This window comes from Streptomyces sp. NPDC014764 (genome assembly GCF_043082785.1).
GTDB lineage: Bacteria > Actinomycetota > Actinomycetes > Streptomycetales > Streptomycetaceae > Streptomyces > Streptomyces althioticus.
Genome location: NZ_JBIBXY010000002.1, coordinates 178,698 through 195,013 on the forward strand (window position 1 = coordinate 178,698; position 16,316 = coordinate 195,013).

A 16,316-nucleotide genomic window follows, 5' to 3' on the forward strand; every position below is an offset into this window, starting at 1 on the left:
TGAACCCCGTACGGCCCGGTCCCCGTGTGTATGGCGTCGGGGCAGACGGCCGCGACTCCCGCCGGACACGAAGTGCACGCCGGGCCCCGCCCGCGTCCGCTCCAGAGAAAGACGATGCATCGTGCGACTGACCGTCAGTGTTCGCGATCCACGGACCGGTGACGCCCCGGCCACCGTCGTCGTCGAGACCGAACCCACCGTGCGGGTCGGCCGTCTCGCGGCGGAGCTGGCCCGCGCCGTGGGCGCAGCGGCCCCCGGCCCCCAAGACGCCGAGGAGGGCGCGGAACCCGCGCTCTACCTCGGCAGTGACCCCGCCGACCCGCAGCAGACCCTGCGGGCGGCGGGTGTCCGGGACGGCATGGACGTCTCGCTCGGCGCTCCCCTGCGGAAGGCACCCGAGCAGCGGGGCACCACCGAAGTCAGGGTGGTGTCGGGACCGGGTGCCGGCACGGTCTTCCATCTGGTGCCGGGTGACTACGACATCGGCAGCGACCCCGGCTGCCGCATCCGGCTGTCGGAGAGTGCCCCGCCGCTGGCCGCCCGCGTCCGGGTGAAACTCGACGGCAGCGCCGAGCTGCTGGTGATGAACGAGGCGCTGCTCGACGGCAACGAGGCGGACGCTCCCTCGGCGTGGCTGCCGGGCAGCCAGCTGGCGGTGCGGGACACGCTGCTGGAACTGACCTCGGAGCGGACCGCCCGCGCGCCGCTGACCCCCTCGGCGGACGGGCTGGGACTGGAGTTCAACCGGCCGCCCCGGTTCGTCCCGCCGCGGGTGCGGGCGAAGTTCCGGCTGCCGGCGCCGCCCGTACGGCCCGACAAGCGGCCCATCCCCCTGCTTCCGATCCTGCTGCTTCCTGCGGGCAGTGCCGCCATCGCCATCTTCGTCACCCACAACTGGGTGTTCGTCTTCATCGCGGTGCTCTCACCGATCGCGGCGCTCATCACCCAGTTCGGCGGGCGCAAGCAGGGCATGCTCAAGTACCTGGAGAAGAAGAAGGAATACGAGCAGACCCTGGCCCGGGTCCGTGCCGACGTGGACGCCGCCGTACTGGAGGAGCAGCGCAACCTGCGGCTGTCGCTGCCCGATCCCGCCGCGTTGTCACAGATGGCCGCCCAGCCCTCGGAGCGGCTGTGGGAGCGGCGCTACGAGGACGCGGACTTCCTGACCGTCCGGGTCGGCGCGACCGACCTGCCCTCCTCACTGACCGTCGACGACCCCACGCAGGACGAGCACCGTCGCAACACCGTGCCCCGGCTCGACCAGGTGCCCGTCGCGCTGTCCCTGCGCAAGGCCGGCGTCGCAGGTGTCGCGGGTCCCCGTGCGGCGAGCCTGGCCCGCTGGATGACGGCCCAGGCAGCCGCCCTGCAGAGCCCGGCCGACCTGTCCGTCGTCGTTCTCGGCGGACCCGACGGCGGCCCGGACTGGGCGTGGACGCGCTGGCTGCCGCACACGCAGGCACAAGGCGAGGACGCCTACAACCTGGTGGGCAGCACCGTCGACTCACTGGCCCGGCGCATCGGGGAACTGGGGCGGACCATCGCCGCCCGGATCGCGGCGGGCCCCGACCGGCCCCGGGGCGGCGCCATGGGGAGCCCCGACATCCTGGTCGTCCTCGCCGAAGCACGCCGGGCCCGTTCGCTTCCCGGCGTCATCACCCTGCTGCGGGACGGGCCGGCCGTCGGCGTCCACACCATCTGCGTGGAGCGGGAGGAGCGGCTGCTGCCGGAGGAGTGCGGTGCCGTGGTCGTCACGGGTTCCGCGCCCTCCACCACTTCGACGGTACGGGTCGGCGGCGAGGCCGCGCTGGAGGACGTACGGACCGACTTCCCCGAGCCGGACTGGTACGAGGACTTCGCACGGGCGCTGGCCCCCCTGCGGGCCGTGGGTGACGGCGACGACTCCACGCTGCCCGGCTCCGTACGTCTGCTGGACGTGCTGGACCTCGAGCCCCCGACGGCCGAGGCGGTACGGGCCGGCTGGGCGCTGGGCGGCCGCAGCACCAAGGCGGTGCTCGGCTCCGGCTACAACGGGGAGTTCGCCGTCGACCTGGTGCGGGACGGCCCGCACGCCCTCATCGCCGGCACCACGGGCTCGGGCAAGTCCGAACTGCTCCAGACCCTGGTGGCCACGCTGGCGGTCGTCAACCGGCCCGACGAGATGACGTTCGTGCTCGTCGACTACAAGGGCGGCAGCGCCTTCGCCGAGTGTGCCGACCTGCCGCACACGGTGGGCCTGGTCACCGACCTCGACACCCAGCTCGTCGAACGGGCACTGGTGAGCCTGGGCGCCGAACTGCGGCGCAGGGAAACCCAGCTGGCGGAGGCCGGGGCCAAGGACATCGAGGACTACCTCGACAAGCGGTCCCGTGGCGGGGACCGTCTTCCGCCGCTGCCCCGGCTGCTGCTGGTCGTCGACGAGTTCGCGTCCATGGTGCGCGAACTGCCGGACTTCATCTCCGGCCTGGTCAACATCGCCCAGCGAGGCCGGTCGCTGGGCATCCACATGGTGCTCGCGACGCAGCGCCCCGGAGGCGCGGTCACGCCCGACATCCGGGCCAACACCAACCTGCGGATAGCCCTCCGCACGACGGACACGACCGAGAGCCGGGACATCATCGACGCCCCCGACGCGGGTGAGCTCTCCCCCGTCACCCCCGGCCGTGCCTTCGCCCGGCTCGGCCCCTCGGCCCTGCTCCCGTTCCAGTCGGGACGGGTCGGTGGCCGACGCCCCGGCGGCCGTCCCGGCGACGGGGCCGAGCCCTCCGTCCGGGCCGAGACAGTGGCCTGGCAGGACCTCGGCGGTCCGTTGCCCGGCCGACCGGGCGGGGCGTCCACCGTCGGCACGACCGAGGCGGTCACCGACCTCGCGGTGCTCACCGCCTCCGTCGCCGAGGCCGCGGAGCTGGAAGGCATACGGCGCCGGCCCAGTCCGTGGCTGCCGCCGCTGCCCGCCTCCCTCACCTGGACGGCGCCGCCCGCGCCCCGGCCGTCGGCCGAACGTGATGCCGCTCTGCCCGCCGTCGAGTTCGGCGTCGTCGACCTGCCCGCGCAGCAGAGCCGGGTCCCCCTGCTCTTCGATCTGGACCGTTCCGGTCACCTGCACATCATCGGTTCACCCCGCGCCGGGCGTTCGCAGGCGCTGCGCACCCTGGCCGCGGCGCTCTGTCAGGCACACGGTGCCGACGACGTCCACCTCTACGGCCTCGACTGCGGCAACGGAGCGCTCAACGCGCTGACGGCACTGCCCCATTGCGGCGCGGTCGTCGACCGCGGTCAGACCGAGCGCCTCGGCCGCCTGCTCGACCGTCTCAACGCCGAACTCACCGTGCGGCAAGCGGCCCTCGGTGCTCGTGGCACCGCCGACCTCGCCGAACTGCGCGCCGCCCAGGCACCCGGTGAACGCCTCCCGCACATCGTGCTCATGGTGGACCGGTTCGAGGCCTTCGACCGGGAGTTCACCTCGTACGACAACGGCAGCTACATGGAGCGCATGCTCCGGCTCCTGCGGGACGGTGCCGGGGTCGGTATCCACCTCGTCCTGGCGGGCGACCGGGTACTGGGCGGCGGCCGGTTCTCCGGTACCACCGAGGACAAGATCGTTCTGAGGCTCAACGACCGGCAGGACTACTCCGGTGTCGGTGTCCCGACCCGGTCCGCGCCCTCCGATCCGCCCCCCGGCCGTGGTATCCGCACCCAGGATCTGAGTGAGGTGCAGATCGCGGTACTCACCGAGGACCTGGTGGGCGCCGCACAGGCGCAGGCGCTGATCCGGCTCGGCGGCGAACTCACGGCCCGCGAGTCGGCGGTCCCCGCCGAGCGGCGGGCCCCCGGGCTGGTCGTCCTCCCGGACCGGATCACCTATGCCGACGCACTCCCACTGCACGGCGCGGCCGGGCCCATGCGTCCGCTGGTGTCGGTGGGCGGTGACGTCCTCACCTCTCTCGGCCCCGACCTGTCGGACGTTCCGACCTTCGTCGTCGCCGGACCGCCGCGCACCGGCCGCAGCACCGCCCTGCTCACCGCGGCGCACTCGCTGCTCGCGGCCGGGACCGGACTGGTCGTCCTCGCCCCGCGCCGCTCGCCCCTGCGCGGGCTGGCGGAACGGCCCGGCGTCGCCGCCGTCATCGACGATCCCGAGGTGTCCGTGCAGGAGTTCCGGCAGATCCTGGGCGACATCCCCGAGGAGAACGCCGTGATCGTCGTCGACGACGCGGAGCTGCTCATGGGAGCCGAGATCGACTCCGATCTCGCCCTGCTCGCCCGGGGTGGAGCAGGACCGGGCTGGGGCCTGCTGGTGGCGGGCAACGCCGAGTCCCTGTCGCTCAGCCTGGCCGGCTGGATGGGACAGGTGAAGCGCAACAGGACCGGCATGCTGCTGTCTCCCCAGAGCCTGGGCGACGGTGAGGTCATCGGGGTGAAGCTCACCCGGGGCGTGGTGGGCCGGGCTCCCCAGCCCGGCCGGGGTCTGCTGCACCTGGGTGACGGAACGCTCCGGTCGGTGCAGGTGCCGTTCGGCGAACCGGAGCTGTGAGACCAAGGGCGCCTCGACCCCCCGGCGAGGGCGCCCCTTCCCCGCGTGGGGCCGGCCGTCCGGCCGGCCCCACGCCCGCTTCTTTTCCGAGGTGACGGCCGGTTCCTGCCGGCCGTCACCGACGTGCTTCAGCCGGCGCCCAGTTCCGCGGCGACCTGCCGCAGCCACTCCCGTGGCGTGACGCCGTCGAGGCGGGGATCGTAGAACGCGCCGGCCTGCTCCAGCCAGACCTGCGCGACATCGCCGTCGTCTGCGACGGTGAACAGGAGCGAGGCGATCTCGTCCCGCAGTTCTCCTGCCTTCTCCGGGCCGACGGCGCGGCGGAAGAGGGCGACGACCTCGAGCGGGGTGTCGGCCTCCAGATCGTAGTCCTGGTGGAAGTACGCCTGCGCGAGCTCACGCAACGTCGGGTACCTGTTCATCATCATGCCTCCGGGAAATGGGTGATGATCTTGAATCCGAACTTGTTGCCCGGGCTCACGTCCCGCTCGATCACGGTCTTGGCCTGGGTGACCGGCCGCTCGACCAACTCCCCCTTTCTGTTACGGACGAAGACGGTGCCCTCGTCCGAGGAGATGGGAGCGTCCAGAGTCTCCCGTGAGCCGCCCGGCCGCTTGAGGAGATCGAGGATCTTGCCCTGGTTGCCCTTGAGAGTCTTCGCTGCCGCCCTCTCGGCCGCTGCCTGGTCCTTGAACGTGGAGGCCGCGGTGAGGTGCGGGTTATCGGTCAGCCGGCCTCTGAGTTCGTCGTCCGTCTTGCCGTTGTGCCGGGCAAGCCCGTGAGAGCCGGGCATCTTCTCGAAGCGCGAGAGGTCAAGGCTGCTCTTGTCTCTGTTCAGCGCGTCCTCGAGCGCCGCGAACCTCTGTTTTGTGGCGGCTGAGGCATTCCCGGGCTTGAAGACGTTGTTGCCGCCGCCCGGCCGGAACACCGGAGGCTGCACCGTCTTGGCGGGAGGTTTCGACCCCTTGGCCTTCTTCTTGGCCCCGGCGGCGGCTGCCCCAGTGACGGCTGCCCCAGTGACGGCCGGGGCGTTGTCCGGACCTGTGGAGGCGGGGACCTGCTCGGGAGTGTCCGGATTCCGTGTCGCCGGCGCCGCGTCCGGGGTGGCGGACGTCGTGGCCGTGGGGGCGGACCCCGGCGCCGGGGAGGAATCACCGGGAGCGTCCGGGGCCGATCGGGTGGCGGTACCGCCCGTGGAGCTGGTGCCCGAGCCCGCCCCCTTACGGGGAAAGGGGAGGTTTCTCGCCGCCACGCCGAAGGCGGTGCCCGCCGCACCTGCCGCACCCGCGCCCAGGATGGCACCGGCGTCGAATCCTTCTCCCTCGACGGCCTGGTCCACCGCCTCCGAACCGGCGTCGTGCGCGAAGTCACGTCCGATCTCCTTCACCGCCTCGCCGCGCGGGCCGTTCAGGAACCCGCCGACCGGCTTGGTGTGGTTGACGGAGGCCGCCACCGAGTCGATCGGGCCGTGAACCGCTCTGCTGCCCCTCACGGCGGAGCCGGCCGAGGCCGTGACGCCCCTGACTCCGGCGCCCGCCGCCCTGAGCAGGCTGCCGCCCGGAACCAGCGCGATCAGCCCGAGGGCGAAGTCGCCCAGACTGAAATGGTCGGTGGCTATCGCGGTGATCGTCTCCAGGGCGAACAACGCGCCGCCCAACAGGGCTCCCGCCACAGGGAAGAACACCGCGACGATCGCGAGCAGCGCACCCAGAAGAATCTTGACGAACGGGAAATCCCTGAAGAAGTCCGCGATGCGCTGGAAGATGTTGCGTTCGGGGATCGCCTCGCTCGCGGCACGGTCCAGCACCTCCTCGAATCCGCGCTGCGCGCTTTCCCTCATCTCCCGCGCCTGCTGGGCCAGACTCTTCGCCGCGTTCAGCGACTCCTGCCCGGCGGCGACGGCGTCCTTCTGCTTGTTCACCTCCGCCTTCTCCTCGTCCGAGGGGTCCTCGCCCAGTGCAGGCACTGTCTGGTTCGCCTGGGGCGCGGCGGTCGCTGCCTGGTCCACGGCACGGTCGAGGGTCTCCTGGGCCTCACGGAGCCGGGGTGCGTAGTCCGCGTAGGCCTGCGCGGCGTCGTGGTACGAGGTGGCGGTCTTCCGCAGTTTGTCCGGTAGATCGTCTCCGATCTTCTTCTGAAGAGCCGCGATCGTCTCTCCCCGTCCCCGGGAGATGCTGCCGTCGCGCTTCAGGATGTTCAGTGCTTTCTCCGCGGCGTCGCCGATGTCCCGGTAACGCGTGGTGATCTCCAGAATCAGGTCGGGATCCCCCGGGGTCGGATCGGAGCTCATTCCGACGAGCTGGAAATCCTGTGGAGTGCTGTGCCGACGTGCCATGCGGTGCCTTTCAACGTCGTTGACTCTGGGCACACGAAGCCGGAACCTGCGGGGTTCACCCTGCGCATCCGCGGCTGTGACGGCCTGCCGAGCAGTTGAACGTTCCGGTCTCGTGGACCCGTGTCCGAGGTGAGGTCCGGTGTCGCACAGCAGGAGGAGATGCGCATGGCGCAGGACATAGTGATTCCGGGGGACGAACTGCGGGAGGCGCAGAACATGCTGGGCTTCGTCCACGACTTCATCGACATCGACCGCAACCGGTTCGACTTCGACGCGGCGCTCGGACGGGACCTCTCCAGGGGCCCGGGCAACCATTTCGAGAAAAAGTGGAACGACGGCAGGAAGCAGTTGAAGAAGCAGGTGAAGGAGATCCAGGACGCCATCACCAGCATCCTCGACTCCTTCGAGAAGACGGATCAGGACGCTGTGGCACACCTGGACGCGGGGGACGCACGGTGAGCGCCGCCGCACAGCGTTTCCTGCTGGACGTACCCGACCTGTGGGACACCTTCGACCTGAACGGGGAGGATCTCGCCCGCAGTCGTACCAAGGCGCTTGCCGGCACCGACGACCCCCGTCGGAAGGCCCGCATCAACGACTGGTTCCGGCAGGGCCGGGAGGTGTTCCGGTCCGCCCGTCGCAGTGGGGCCCTGCTCGCCACCGGCACCGCCACGTCCTACGACGACGGCCTGTTCATGGCCTACTGCATGGTGTTCGCCGTCAACACGCCCGAGGGCTCCGAGCTGACTCTGCCGGTCCTCTCCCGGTCCCTGGGTGTCGCCTCGCCCGGTGCGGCGGCGTCCAACGACCGGGTGATCAGCTCCGTGCGGATACCGCACGTCGGCGCGGCCGCACGCGTCACCGGCACCGAGGTCACCCGGCTCACCGGGGACATCGACGTCAAGCTGCTGGTGATGCACACGATGATGCCGGTGCCGGGCACGGAGCGCGACTACCTCGTCGTCACTCTCGCCAGCCCCAACCTGCCGTTGAAGGACGAGGTGTACGACCTCTTCGACGCCATCACCGGCACCTTCCGCTTCCTGGCCGAGGACGGCACACCGCTCGACGCGGCGGCGGACTGACGGAACCCTCCCCCGGCCATGAGCCCGCCCCCAGGATCCGCGTCGGGTCCTGGGGGCGGGCGCTTGTGTGTCAGCCCAGGTTGGAGCCGAGCTGGTCATCGGTCTGGGTGAAGGCGTCACCGACGGACTTCACATACTGGCCGATGCCCTGCAGACCCTGGTTCACCTGGTCGAAGCCCTTCGCGAACTCGTCGAAGAACGGAGAGAACTTCTGCTGCGCCGCAGGGGTGCTGTAGCCGTTCGCGAGCAGGTTGGAGATCTTGCCCTTGACCTCGCTCAGCTTGTCCTGAAGCTGGGAGAAGTCGCTGAGCAGCGCCTGCGAGGTGGAGGCGGTCTCGTCGGAGTTGACCTTGTAATCGGGCATGTCTGTGCTCTTTTCGCCGGTACGTGGTGGATGACATGAACTGCGCGGCTGGACGGAATCGTCCACAGTCACGCACCAGGTACACGGGCCGTCGGGCGGGATGCGTTCACCCCAGCCGGCCGGGATCGTTCAGCCGAGCCGGCCGGGCTGCGGTGCGTTCGGCCAAGCCGGCCGGGATGCGTCAGCCAGGCCGACCGGAACGCCTGACACCCACGCCGGGAGGGTCCGGGCCCGGCCGCTCCCGCCGGACACGCCCGCTGAACCATTACCGCCGCGGAGCTCGTGTGCCCGGCATGATCTCCCTTCTCAACGGCCGTTCCTCCTCGTCCTCCGCCGCACGCCGTGGACGTCGTGCCCTCGTCGCCTCCGCCGTCGTCCTGTGCGGTGCGGCCGGACTGTCGGGCTGCGGCAAGACCATCCAGATCGGTGACGACCCCGCGTCACCGCCTTCGTCCGCCGCCCCGCAGACTCCCCAGGCTTCCGCGCCGGCTCCGGGGCCGGGGAACTCGGCACTGCAGGTGGTCGATTCCACCGCACAGGACGCGGGTCTCAGCGGCAACGGCGGCACCGTGATCGGAGCAGCCGTGCAGGAGGCACCCCCGAAGTGGGTGCAGCTGTCGGCCGTGAACTCGCCGTCGCTCGCCTCCCCCAACCTGATCAACATCAATCAGGCAGCGCTCTACCGCTTCGACAAGGACACGGCAGACCCGTCGAAGTCCAACTGCAACGACGCGTGCGCCGCCAAGTGGCCCCCCGTCACCATCCAGGAGGGCGGCAACGTCTACCTCGCCGGTGTGGACCCGCAGCAGATCGGCGCCATCCGGCGTGACGACGGGCAGGTCCAGGTCACCGTGGGCGGCTGGCCCGTGTACCGCTTCGCCGGCGACACCCGGCCCGGTGACCTCAACGGGCAGGGCGTGGACGGCGTCTGGTTCGCGGTGGGCCCCGACGGCGCGAAGGCCGCCCAGTAGCCGAGCCCACGGTCCCCCACCCGGTCCCGCGCGGCAGATCAGGCCCGCGGGACACCGGGGTGCGGGGCAGGGGCAGGGCAGTGCGGCAGGGCAGTGCGGCAAGCGCCCGAAGGGCGGCTCACCGCGCGCAGATGTCCCTTCCCTGCTGAGGGCTCGCCGTTCAGCGAACGGCGAGCATCTCGCTGGTGAGCGCCCAGCGTTCGTGGTCACGCCAGGCGCCGTCGATGTACAGCATCTTCGGGGAGAAGCCCTCCTTGCGGAAGCGGCAGGTGCGGGCGAGGGCGATGGAGGCGGCGTTGCCCGGCTGCACGTTGATCTCCAGCCGGTGCAGCCGCATCGGCCCGAAGGCGTACCGCACGACGAGGTCCAGCGCCTCGCGCATCATCCCGCGTCCGGCCGCGTGGGCGAAGGCGCCGTAGCCGAGGGCGCCGCAGAGGAAGCCGCCCTCGACGATGTTGTTGATATTGACGAAGCCGGCGAGGGCGCCGTCCGCCTCCTTCTCGCAGACCAGGAAACCCGCCTTGGCGGGGTCCTCGATCAGCCGCTGCGCGTAGGCGGCGTAGGCGGACGGGGTGTCCGGCGGGAACAGCCAGGGGTGGTGCAGGTCCTTGCTCTCCCGGGCCCGTGCGGTGAATTCGGCGCCGTCCTCGTAGGTGAAGTGGCGCAGGCCGACGCGGCGGCCTTCGGTGAGGTAACGGGAAGCGGTGTGCGGCACCTTGTCACCCTACGACGCCTGCGCGCACCGGGGAGGACGCCCCGGCCCTGCCCAGAACCGCGGTTCTCAGCTCAGCGCCGGTTCCCCCAGCGTCAGCGTCCCGGCGTCCGCGTCCAGTTCGGCCGCGACCCCGAACGGCAGCGTGAGCGCGTCGTCGCAGTGCCCGAACCCGAACTGCTCGGCCACCGGCACCCCGAGCCCGCCGAGCCGGTCCACGAGCAGCGTCCTGACGCTCTCGTACGGGTCGCACTCCGCCCAGGAGCCCAGCAGCAGCCCGGCGACGCCGTCGAGCATCCCGGCGCGCAGCAGCTGGGTGAGGTAGCGGTCGAGACGGTAGGTCTCCTCCCCCACGTCCTCCAGGCACAGCAGTCCGCCGCGCGCGGAGTCGCGGGTGTGCGGGGTGCCGATGCCGCCGGCGATCAGGGAGAGGCAGCCGCCGAGCGTGACCCCGCGGGCGCGTCCCGGGACCAGCGCGGTGCCGTCGGAGCGGATCGTGCGCACCGACTCGGGGTCGAACAGGGTGGCCCGCAGGTGCTCCTGGGCCCGCGCGCTCTTGACGAAGTCCACGCCCGCGGCCATCGGCCCGTGCAGGGTGACCAGGCCGAGCCGCACCGCGAACGCCTCGTGCAGCGTGGTGATGTCGCTGAACCCGACGAACGCCTTCGGCCCCGCCGCCCGCATCGCCTCCCAGTCGAGGGCATCGACCATGCGCTGCGCGCCGTAGCCGCCGCGGGCGCAGATCACCGCGTCGACGGCCGGGTCGCACCAGGCGTTCTGCAGATCGGCGGCACGGTCGGCGTCGCTTCCGGCGAGGTAGCCCAGTGCGCCGTCCCGGTCGAGGACGTGCGGGGCGGCCACGGGGTCGAGGCCCCAGCCGCGCAGCACGTCGAACCCGGCGGCGAGACGCTCCTCGGGAATGGGGCCGCTGGGCGCGACCACGGCCACCCGGGCGCCGGGGGCGAGGCGGGGCGGGCGCCGCAGCGGCGTCAGCGAGGTCGGCGTGCTCACGGCGTCAGCTCCAGGGCGGGGATGCCGGTCGCCTTCAGCCCGAACACCTGCGCGTACAGGGACAGTTCGGCCTCCAGGGCGCGCACCATGGTGTCCGCGCGCCGGAAGCCGTGGCCCTCGCCCTCGAAGGTGATGTAGGCGTGCGGGACGCCCCGGCCGGCCAGCCGGGCGAGGAACCGCTCGCACTGCACGGGCGGGCAGATCACGTCGTCCAGCCCTTGGAGCAGGAGGAACGGCGCGCTCAGCCGGTCGGCGTGGGTGACGGGCGAGCGCTCCTCGTACCGCTCGGGCACCTCGGCGCGCGGCCCGATCAGCGTCTCCAGGTACTGCGATTCAAAGTCGTGCGTCTCCCCGGTGCCCCAGCCGGTGAGGTCGAGCACCGGGTAGATGATCGTGCCGCAGGCGTAGACGTCGGTGGTGGTGAGGGAGGCGGCGGTGGTCCAGCCGCCGGCGCTGCCGCCGCGGACGGCCAGCCGCGCCGGGTCGGCGAGGCCCTCCTCGGCGAGGGCCCGGGCGACGGCCGCGCAGTCCTCGACGTCGACAACGCCCCACTCGCCGCGCAGCCGGTTGCGGTACTCGCGGCCGTACCCGGTGGAGCCGCCGTAGTTGACCTCTGCGACGCCGATGCCGCGCGAGGTGAAGTAGGCGATCTCCAGGTCGAGGACCAGCGGGAAGCGGCCGGTGGGGCCGCCGTGCGCCCAGATCACGTACGGGGGCAGCTCGCCGTCAGGACCGGTGCGGTCGGGGTTGCGCGGCGGGTACACCTGGGCGTGGATCTCCCGGCCGTCGGGGCCGGTGAAGGTGCGGACCTCGGGCTCGGGGCAGTAGGCGGGGTCCACGGCGTCGCCGTGGGCGGCGCCGATCACGCGGGCCCGGCCGGTGCGGGTGTCCAGCTCCACGACCTCATAGGAGCTGTGCGGGCTCGCCCCGACGGCGACGACCCGCTCGCCGAGCGCGGCGAGGGTGGGGCCGAACTCGCTCCACGGCCCCGCGGCGTCGACGAGCTCGCAGGTCTCCGGGTCGAGCACGGCGAGCCGCTGGGCGCCCTTGCCGTGCAGGACGGCGATCAGTCCGCCGTCCAGCGGGGCGAACCAGCGCTGGCCGAGCTTCCACAGCGGCCCGGCGAACTCCTCGGGGCGCGGGCAGACGGGCTCGCCGTCCCGGTAGAGGTTCCACCAGCCGGTGCGGTCGCTGGCGTACAGCAGGCGGTTGTCGTGGGTCCAGTCGGCCTGCGGGACGGACTCCTCGGGCCCGCCGGCGACGGTGCGGGCGCCGGTCAGGGTGCCGTCCGCGGCGACGTCGGCGACGATCAGCTCGGTGCCGTCCCACGGCATGCGGGGGTGGTCCCAGCCGATCCAGGCGGTGCGCGTCCCGTCGGGCGAGAGCCGCGGTCCGGTGACGAACCGGTGCCGCTCCCCGGTCAGCTCCCGGACGGCGTCCCGGTCCTCGGCGGCGGACCCGTCGAGGGGGACGGCGGCGAGCACCCGGCGCACGTCGCTCGGGCCGTCGCCGGTGAACTCCTCCAGGACGCACCACACCTCGCCGCGCTCCGGGAGCACGACGGGCTCGGCCCAGCGCAGCCCGAGACCGACCGGTGACACCGGGGTGAGCGGGGCCGGCTCGGCGCCCGGCTCCCAGCGGTAGAGGCGCTGGTCGGGGAAGTGCGCGAAGACCACGAGCGGCGCGCCGTCGTGCACGGCGCCGGCCCAGGGGTGGCCGCCGTACTCGATGACGCGGCTGCGGACGTTCCACGGCGCGGGCAGGACGGACTCCTCGGTGCCGTCCGCGTGCCGCCGCACGAGGGTGCGGCGGCCCGCCTCGGCGGGCCGGGGCTCGGTCCACCACACCTCGTCCCCGACGAAGCCCACGTACTCGGGGCTGCCGTCGTGTGCCGCGGCCGTGGCCGCGTCGACGGGCGAGGGCCACTCGCCGTACGCCTGGGTCTGCACTGTCTCCCTCACTCGCTTCACGCCGACCGCAGGAACCGGTCGAGCACCTGGACACCGAACTGGAGCGCCTCGACCGGCACGCGCTCGTCGACGCCGTGGAAAAGGGCCTGGTAGTCGAAGCCCTCGGGCAGCTTCAGCGGCGCGAAGCCGTACCCGGTGATGCCGAGCCGGGCGAACTGCTTGGCGTCCGTACCGCCGGACATGCAGTACGGCACGGTGTACGCCTCGGGCGCGAACGCCTGGACGGCCTCCCGCATGCGGGCGAACGTCGGCGAGTCCACCGGCGCCTGGAGGGCTATCTCGTGGTGGGAGAACGTCCAGTCGACGTCGGGGCCGGTGAGCCGGTCCATGGTGGCCCGGAACTCCTCCTCGGTGTCGGGGAGGAACCGCCCGTCGACGTGCGCCACGGCCTCGCCGGGGATGACGTTGACCTTGTAGCCGGCGTCGAGCATCGTCGGGTTGCTGCTGTTGCGGACGGTGGCCTCGACCAGCTTCGCCGCCCCGCCGAGCTTCTCCAGCAGGGCGTCCACGTCGGACAGGTCGGTCTCGATGCCGTACGCGGCGGCGATCTCGGTCAGCGCGGCGCGCACCGTCGGGGTGAGCCGCAGCGGCCACTCGTGCTCGCCGATGCGGGTGAGGGCGGCGGCGAGGCGGGTGACCGCGTTCTCCCGGTTGACCTTGGAGCCGTGGCCGGCGCGGCCGCGGGCGGTGAGGCGCATCCAGCCGGTGCCGCGCTCGCCGGCCCCGATCGGGTAGAACTGCCGGCCCAGCCCGTCGTGGAAGGTGTACGCGCCGGACTCGCTGACGCCCTCGGTGCAGCCCTCGAAGAGGTGCGGGTGCCGGTCGGCGAGGAAGCCCGCTCCGTCCGCGGCGCTGTCCTCCTCGTCCGCGGTGAACGCGATGACGACGTCCCGGCGTGGCCGCACGCCCTCGCGCGCCCACGAGCGCACCACGGACAGGATCATCGCGTCCATGTTCTTCATGTCGACCGCGCCGCGTCCCCAGACGACGCCGTCGCGGATCTCCCCGGAGAAGGGGTGCACGCTCCAGTCGGCGGGCTCCGCCGGGACGACGTCCAGGTGGCCGTGGACCAGCAGCGCGTCGGCCGACGGGTCGGTGCCCTCCAGCCGCGCCACGACGTTGGTCCGGCCCGGGGTGCGCTCCAGCATGACCGGCTCCAGGCCGGCCTCGGCGAGCCGCGCCGCCGCGTACTCGGCGGCGGGGCGCTCCTGGCAGTCGCCCCCGCCCCGGTTCGTCGTGTCCATCCTGATGAGGTCGGACGTGAAGGTCACGACCTCGTCCAGGGCGAGCTGGTCAGCCATACTGCTCCTCCACCGCGGCCGAGGCGATCGTGGTGACCGCCTTGAAGGTGCGGATTGCGTTGTACATGGTCTCGCTGGTGTAGACCACCTTGCGCTCGCCGCCCCGGGTCACGCCCGGCACGACGGTGACGGCGCCGGCCAGGTGCTCGGCGTCGAACTCCACCGCCACGGTGAAGGGCCCGCCGCGGACCGGCTCTTGGCGCACCGCGAGGGCGGCCGCCTCCTTGGCCGCCGCCCGGATGTCCGCGGCCGTCCGGGACGGCGTGCGGCACACCGCGGCGTACCGCGACACGTGGTCCTTCACCGCGACCTTCCGCGCCTCGGGCGCGTAGCCCAGGGCGTCCTCGCAGGCCACGTCGTCGCCGGTGACGAGGATCACCGGGACTCCGTACTCGGCGGCCACGTGGGCGTTGAGCAGGCCCTCGCTGGCGCGCACGTCGTTGAGCCACACGCCCGTGACGGAGTTGGCGAGGAAGGTGTGCGCGAGGACGCCCTCCATGCCGGCGCCCGCGTGGTACCCGACGAAGGCGATGCCGTCGACGTCGCCCCGCTGCACGCCCTCCACCATGGACAGGTCCTTGTGCCGGCCGGTGAGCATCTCGGCGCGCTCGTCGAGCCGCTCCAGCAGCAGGTTGCGCATGGTCCAGTGGGCCTCGTTGATCAGCACCTCGTCGGCGCCGCCGTCGAAGAAGCCGCGCACGGCGGCGTCCACGTCGGAGGTGAACATGGACCGGCACCGCTCCCACTGGGGCGTCCCCGGCAGGACGTCGGCCGGCCAGGTGACACCGGTGGCGCCCTCCATGTCGGCGCTGATGAGGATCTTCATGGCGCACACGCTACGTCGTCCTGCATCGCTCGGGCCACCCTGTGGATAACTCTCATCGGTCCAGACCATTGGCGCCTACATGCGTCTCGGCCCGCACTGCCCGACCTGCGCGGATGCCCGGCCGGACCTACGGTGAACGGAACGAGCGCCCGCCAAGGAGCACAGGAGCGTCGCATGCCGCGGACCCGGAACCCGCTGGACGGAAGGACCGCCGTCGTCACCGGCGCGGCCCGCGGCCTGGGCGCGGCCATGGCCCGCGAGCTGTCCTCGCGCGGCATGAAGGTCGCGCTGCTCGGGCGGGAGGAGCGGACGCTGCGGCAGGTGCACGACGAGCTGCCCGGCGAGGGCGGCTGCTGGGAGGTCGACGTCACGGACGACGAAGGCCTCGCGGAGACCGCCGCGGACATCCGGGCGCGCCTCGGGCCGCCGTCGGTCGTGGTCGCCAACGCGGGGGTCGCCGAGGGCGGGCCGTTCGCCGAGTCCGACCCGGCGGTGTGGCGCCGGGTGATCGAGGTGAACCTGATCGGCAGTGCGGCCACCGCCCGTACGTTCATCGGTGATCTCACCGCCACCGGCGGCTGCTTCCTCCAGGTGGCGTCGCTGGCGTCGATCGGCTCGGCGCCGATGATGAGCGCGTACTGCGCGTCGAAGGCGGGCGTCGAGTCGTTCGCGCACTCCCTGCGGGCGGAGATGGCGCACCGTCATGTGGCCGTGTCCATCGCGTACATCAACTGGACGGACACCGACATGATCCGCGGTGTGGACGAGCACGCGGTGCTGCGCGAGCTGCGCGGTCACATGCCGGCGCCCGCGCGGAAGGTGTACCCGGTGGAGCATGTGGCGCGGCGGCTGGCGGACGCGGTGGAGCGGCGCCGTCCGTCGGTGTACGTGCCCGGTTGGCTGCGCGCGACGCAGCTGGTGCGGGGGGCGATGCCGCCGGTGGTGACGGCGCTGTCCCGGCGTGAACTGCCCCGGCTGGCGGCCGCCGAGCCGTTCGAGGCGACCGGTCTGCTGGGCGCCGGCGGTCTCGCGGACCAGGCCGCCGCCCGGAGCCGTCGGACCTCCTGACCGTCTCGCGTCTCCGCGCCCTTTCTCCTCCTCGCACCGCAACGACGTGTGTAGACACCACGGTTGACCGATGTCACGTGTGTGCGGGCCACATTGTGGCTGGATCTGAGCGGGATCAAACTGCCGGGTACCGCTCAGCGCA

At 72.3% G+C, this 16,316-nt stretch carries 13 protein-coding genes; 5 read left to right on the plus strand and 8 right to left on the minus strand.

Translation table 11 applies throughout. The annotated features are described in order from the left end of the window. The first annotated feature begins 127 nt into the window (after window positions 1-127). The gene (locus ACF1AG_RS05915; protein ID WP_391809522.1) at window positions 128-4,531 is read left to right on the plus strand and encodes an FtsK/SpoIIIE domain-containing protein; all 4,404 of its coding nucleotides are present in this window, start codon (window positions 128-130) and stop codon (window positions 4,529-4,531) included. Window positions 4,532-4,659: 128 nt separating this feature from the next. Here ACF1AG_RS05915 and ACF1AG_RS05920 read toward each other — a convergent pair whose 3' ends face one another. Both ACF1AG_RS05920 and ACF1AG_RS05925 read right to left on the minus strand, forming a co-directional pair. Beyond that, window positions 4,660-4,959, minus strand: a complete 300-nt coding sequence (locus ACF1AG_RS05920; RefSeq protein WP_359607437.1) for a contact-dependent growth inhibition system immunity protein — start codon at window positions 4,957-4,959, stop codon at window positions 4,660-4,662. Beyond that, window positions 4,956-7,100: an RNase A-like domain-containing protein gene (locus ACF1AG_RS05925; protein WP_391809373.1), complete on the minus strand. Its 2,145-nt coding sequence runs from the start codon at window positions 7,098-7,100 to the stop codon at window positions 4,956-4,958. Before ACF1AG_RS05925 ends, ACF1AG_RS05920 begins: the two co-directional genes overlap by 4 nt. On the opposite strand from ACF1AG_RS05925, the gene ACF1AG_RS05930 reads away from it, so the two are divergent. Together ACF1AG_RS05930 and ACF1AG_RS05935 are read left to right on the plus strand one after the other, a co-directional pair. Beyond that, window positions 7,083-7,325: a hypothetical protein gene (locus ACF1AG_RS05930; protein ID WP_391809374.1), complete on the plus strand. Its 243-nt coding sequence runs from the start codon at window positions 7,083-7,085 to the stop codon at window positions 7,323-7,325. The genes ACF1AG_RS05925 and ACF1AG_RS05930 overlap by 18 nt on opposite strands. After that, the gene (locus ACF1AG_RS05935) at window positions 7,322-7,951 is read left to right on the plus strand and encodes a hypothetical protein (protein ID WP_359607432.1); all 630 of its coding nucleotides are present in this window, start codon (window positions 7,322-7,324) and stop codon (window positions 7,949-7,951) included. Before ACF1AG_RS05930 ends, ACF1AG_RS05935 begins: the two co-directional genes overlap by 4 nt. Before the next feature lie 70 nt (window positions 7,952-8,021). Here the strand turns inward: ACF1AG_RS05935 and ACF1AG_RS05940 are convergent, their stop codons facing one another. Further along, window positions 8,022-8,315: a WXG100 family type VII secretion target gene (locus tag ACF1AG_RS05940; protein ID WP_359607430.1), complete on the minus strand. Its 294-nt coding sequence runs from the start codon at window positions 8,313-8,315 to the stop codon at window positions 8,022-8,024. 293 nt (window positions 8,316-8,608) lie between these two features. Here ACF1AG_RS05940 and ACF1AG_RS05945 point away from each other — a divergent pair, with 293 nt between their 5' ends. Next, window positions 8,609-9,286 (plus strand): hypothetical protein, encoded by a 678-nt coding sequence (locus tag ACF1AG_RS05945; RefSeq protein WP_359607429.1) that lies wholly within the window; start codon window positions 8,609-8,611, stop codon window positions 9,284-9,286. A 160-nt stretch (window positions 9,287-9,446) separates the two neighbouring features. On the opposite strand, the gene ACF1AG_RS05950 is transcribed toward ACF1AG_RS05945, so the two are convergent. The 5 genes from ACF1AG_RS05950 to ACF1AG_RS05970 form a co-directional block, all read right to left on the minus strand. Further along, on the minus strand, window positions 9,447-10,001 hold the full coding sequence (locus tag ACF1AG_RS05950; protein ID WP_391809375.1) for a GNAT family N-acetyltransferase: 555 nt from the start codon (window positions 9,999-10,001) through the stop codon (window positions 9,447-9,449). Between the two features lie 66 nt (window positions 10,002-10,067). Further along, window positions 10,068-10,991: an LD-carboxypeptidase gene (locus ACF1AG_RS05955; RefSeq protein ID WP_391809523.1), complete on the minus strand. Its 924-nt coding sequence runs from the start codon at window positions 10,989-10,991 to the stop codon at window positions 10,068-10,070. Between the two features lie 14 nt (window positions 10,992-11,005). Further along, window positions 11,006-12,958, minus strand: coding sequence for an LpqB family beta-propeller domain-containing protein (locus ACF1AG_RS05960; RefSeq protein ID WP_391809376.1), 1,953 nt, complete (start codon window positions 12,956-12,958; stop codon window positions 11,006-11,008). A 17-nt stretch (window positions 12,959-12,975) separates the two neighbouring features. Continuing rightward, a complete protein-coding gene (locus ACF1AG_RS05965) occupies window positions 12,976-14,280 on the minus strand; it encodes a M20/M25/M40 family metallo-hydrolase (RefSeq protein ID WP_359606101.1) in 1,305 nt (434 codons plus the stop codon). After that, window positions 14,273-15,106: a M55 family metallopeptidase gene (locus tag ACF1AG_RS05970; RefSeq protein ID WP_391809377.1), complete on the minus strand. Its 834-nt coding sequence runs from the start codon at window positions 15,104-15,106 to the stop codon at window positions 14,273-14,275. Before ACF1AG_RS05970 ends, ACF1AG_RS05965 begins: the two co-directional genes overlap by 8 nt. A gap of 174 nt (window positions 15,107-15,280) precedes the next feature. On the opposite strand from ACF1AG_RS05970, the gene ACF1AG_RS05975 reads away from it, so the two are divergent. Next, window positions 15,281-16,174 (plus strand): SDR family oxidoreductase, encoded by an 894-nt coding sequence (locus tag ACF1AG_RS05975; protein WP_359752754.1) that lies wholly within the window; start codon window positions 15,281-15,283, stop codon window positions 16,172-16,174. Window positions 16,175-16,316: the final 142 nt, after the last annotated feature.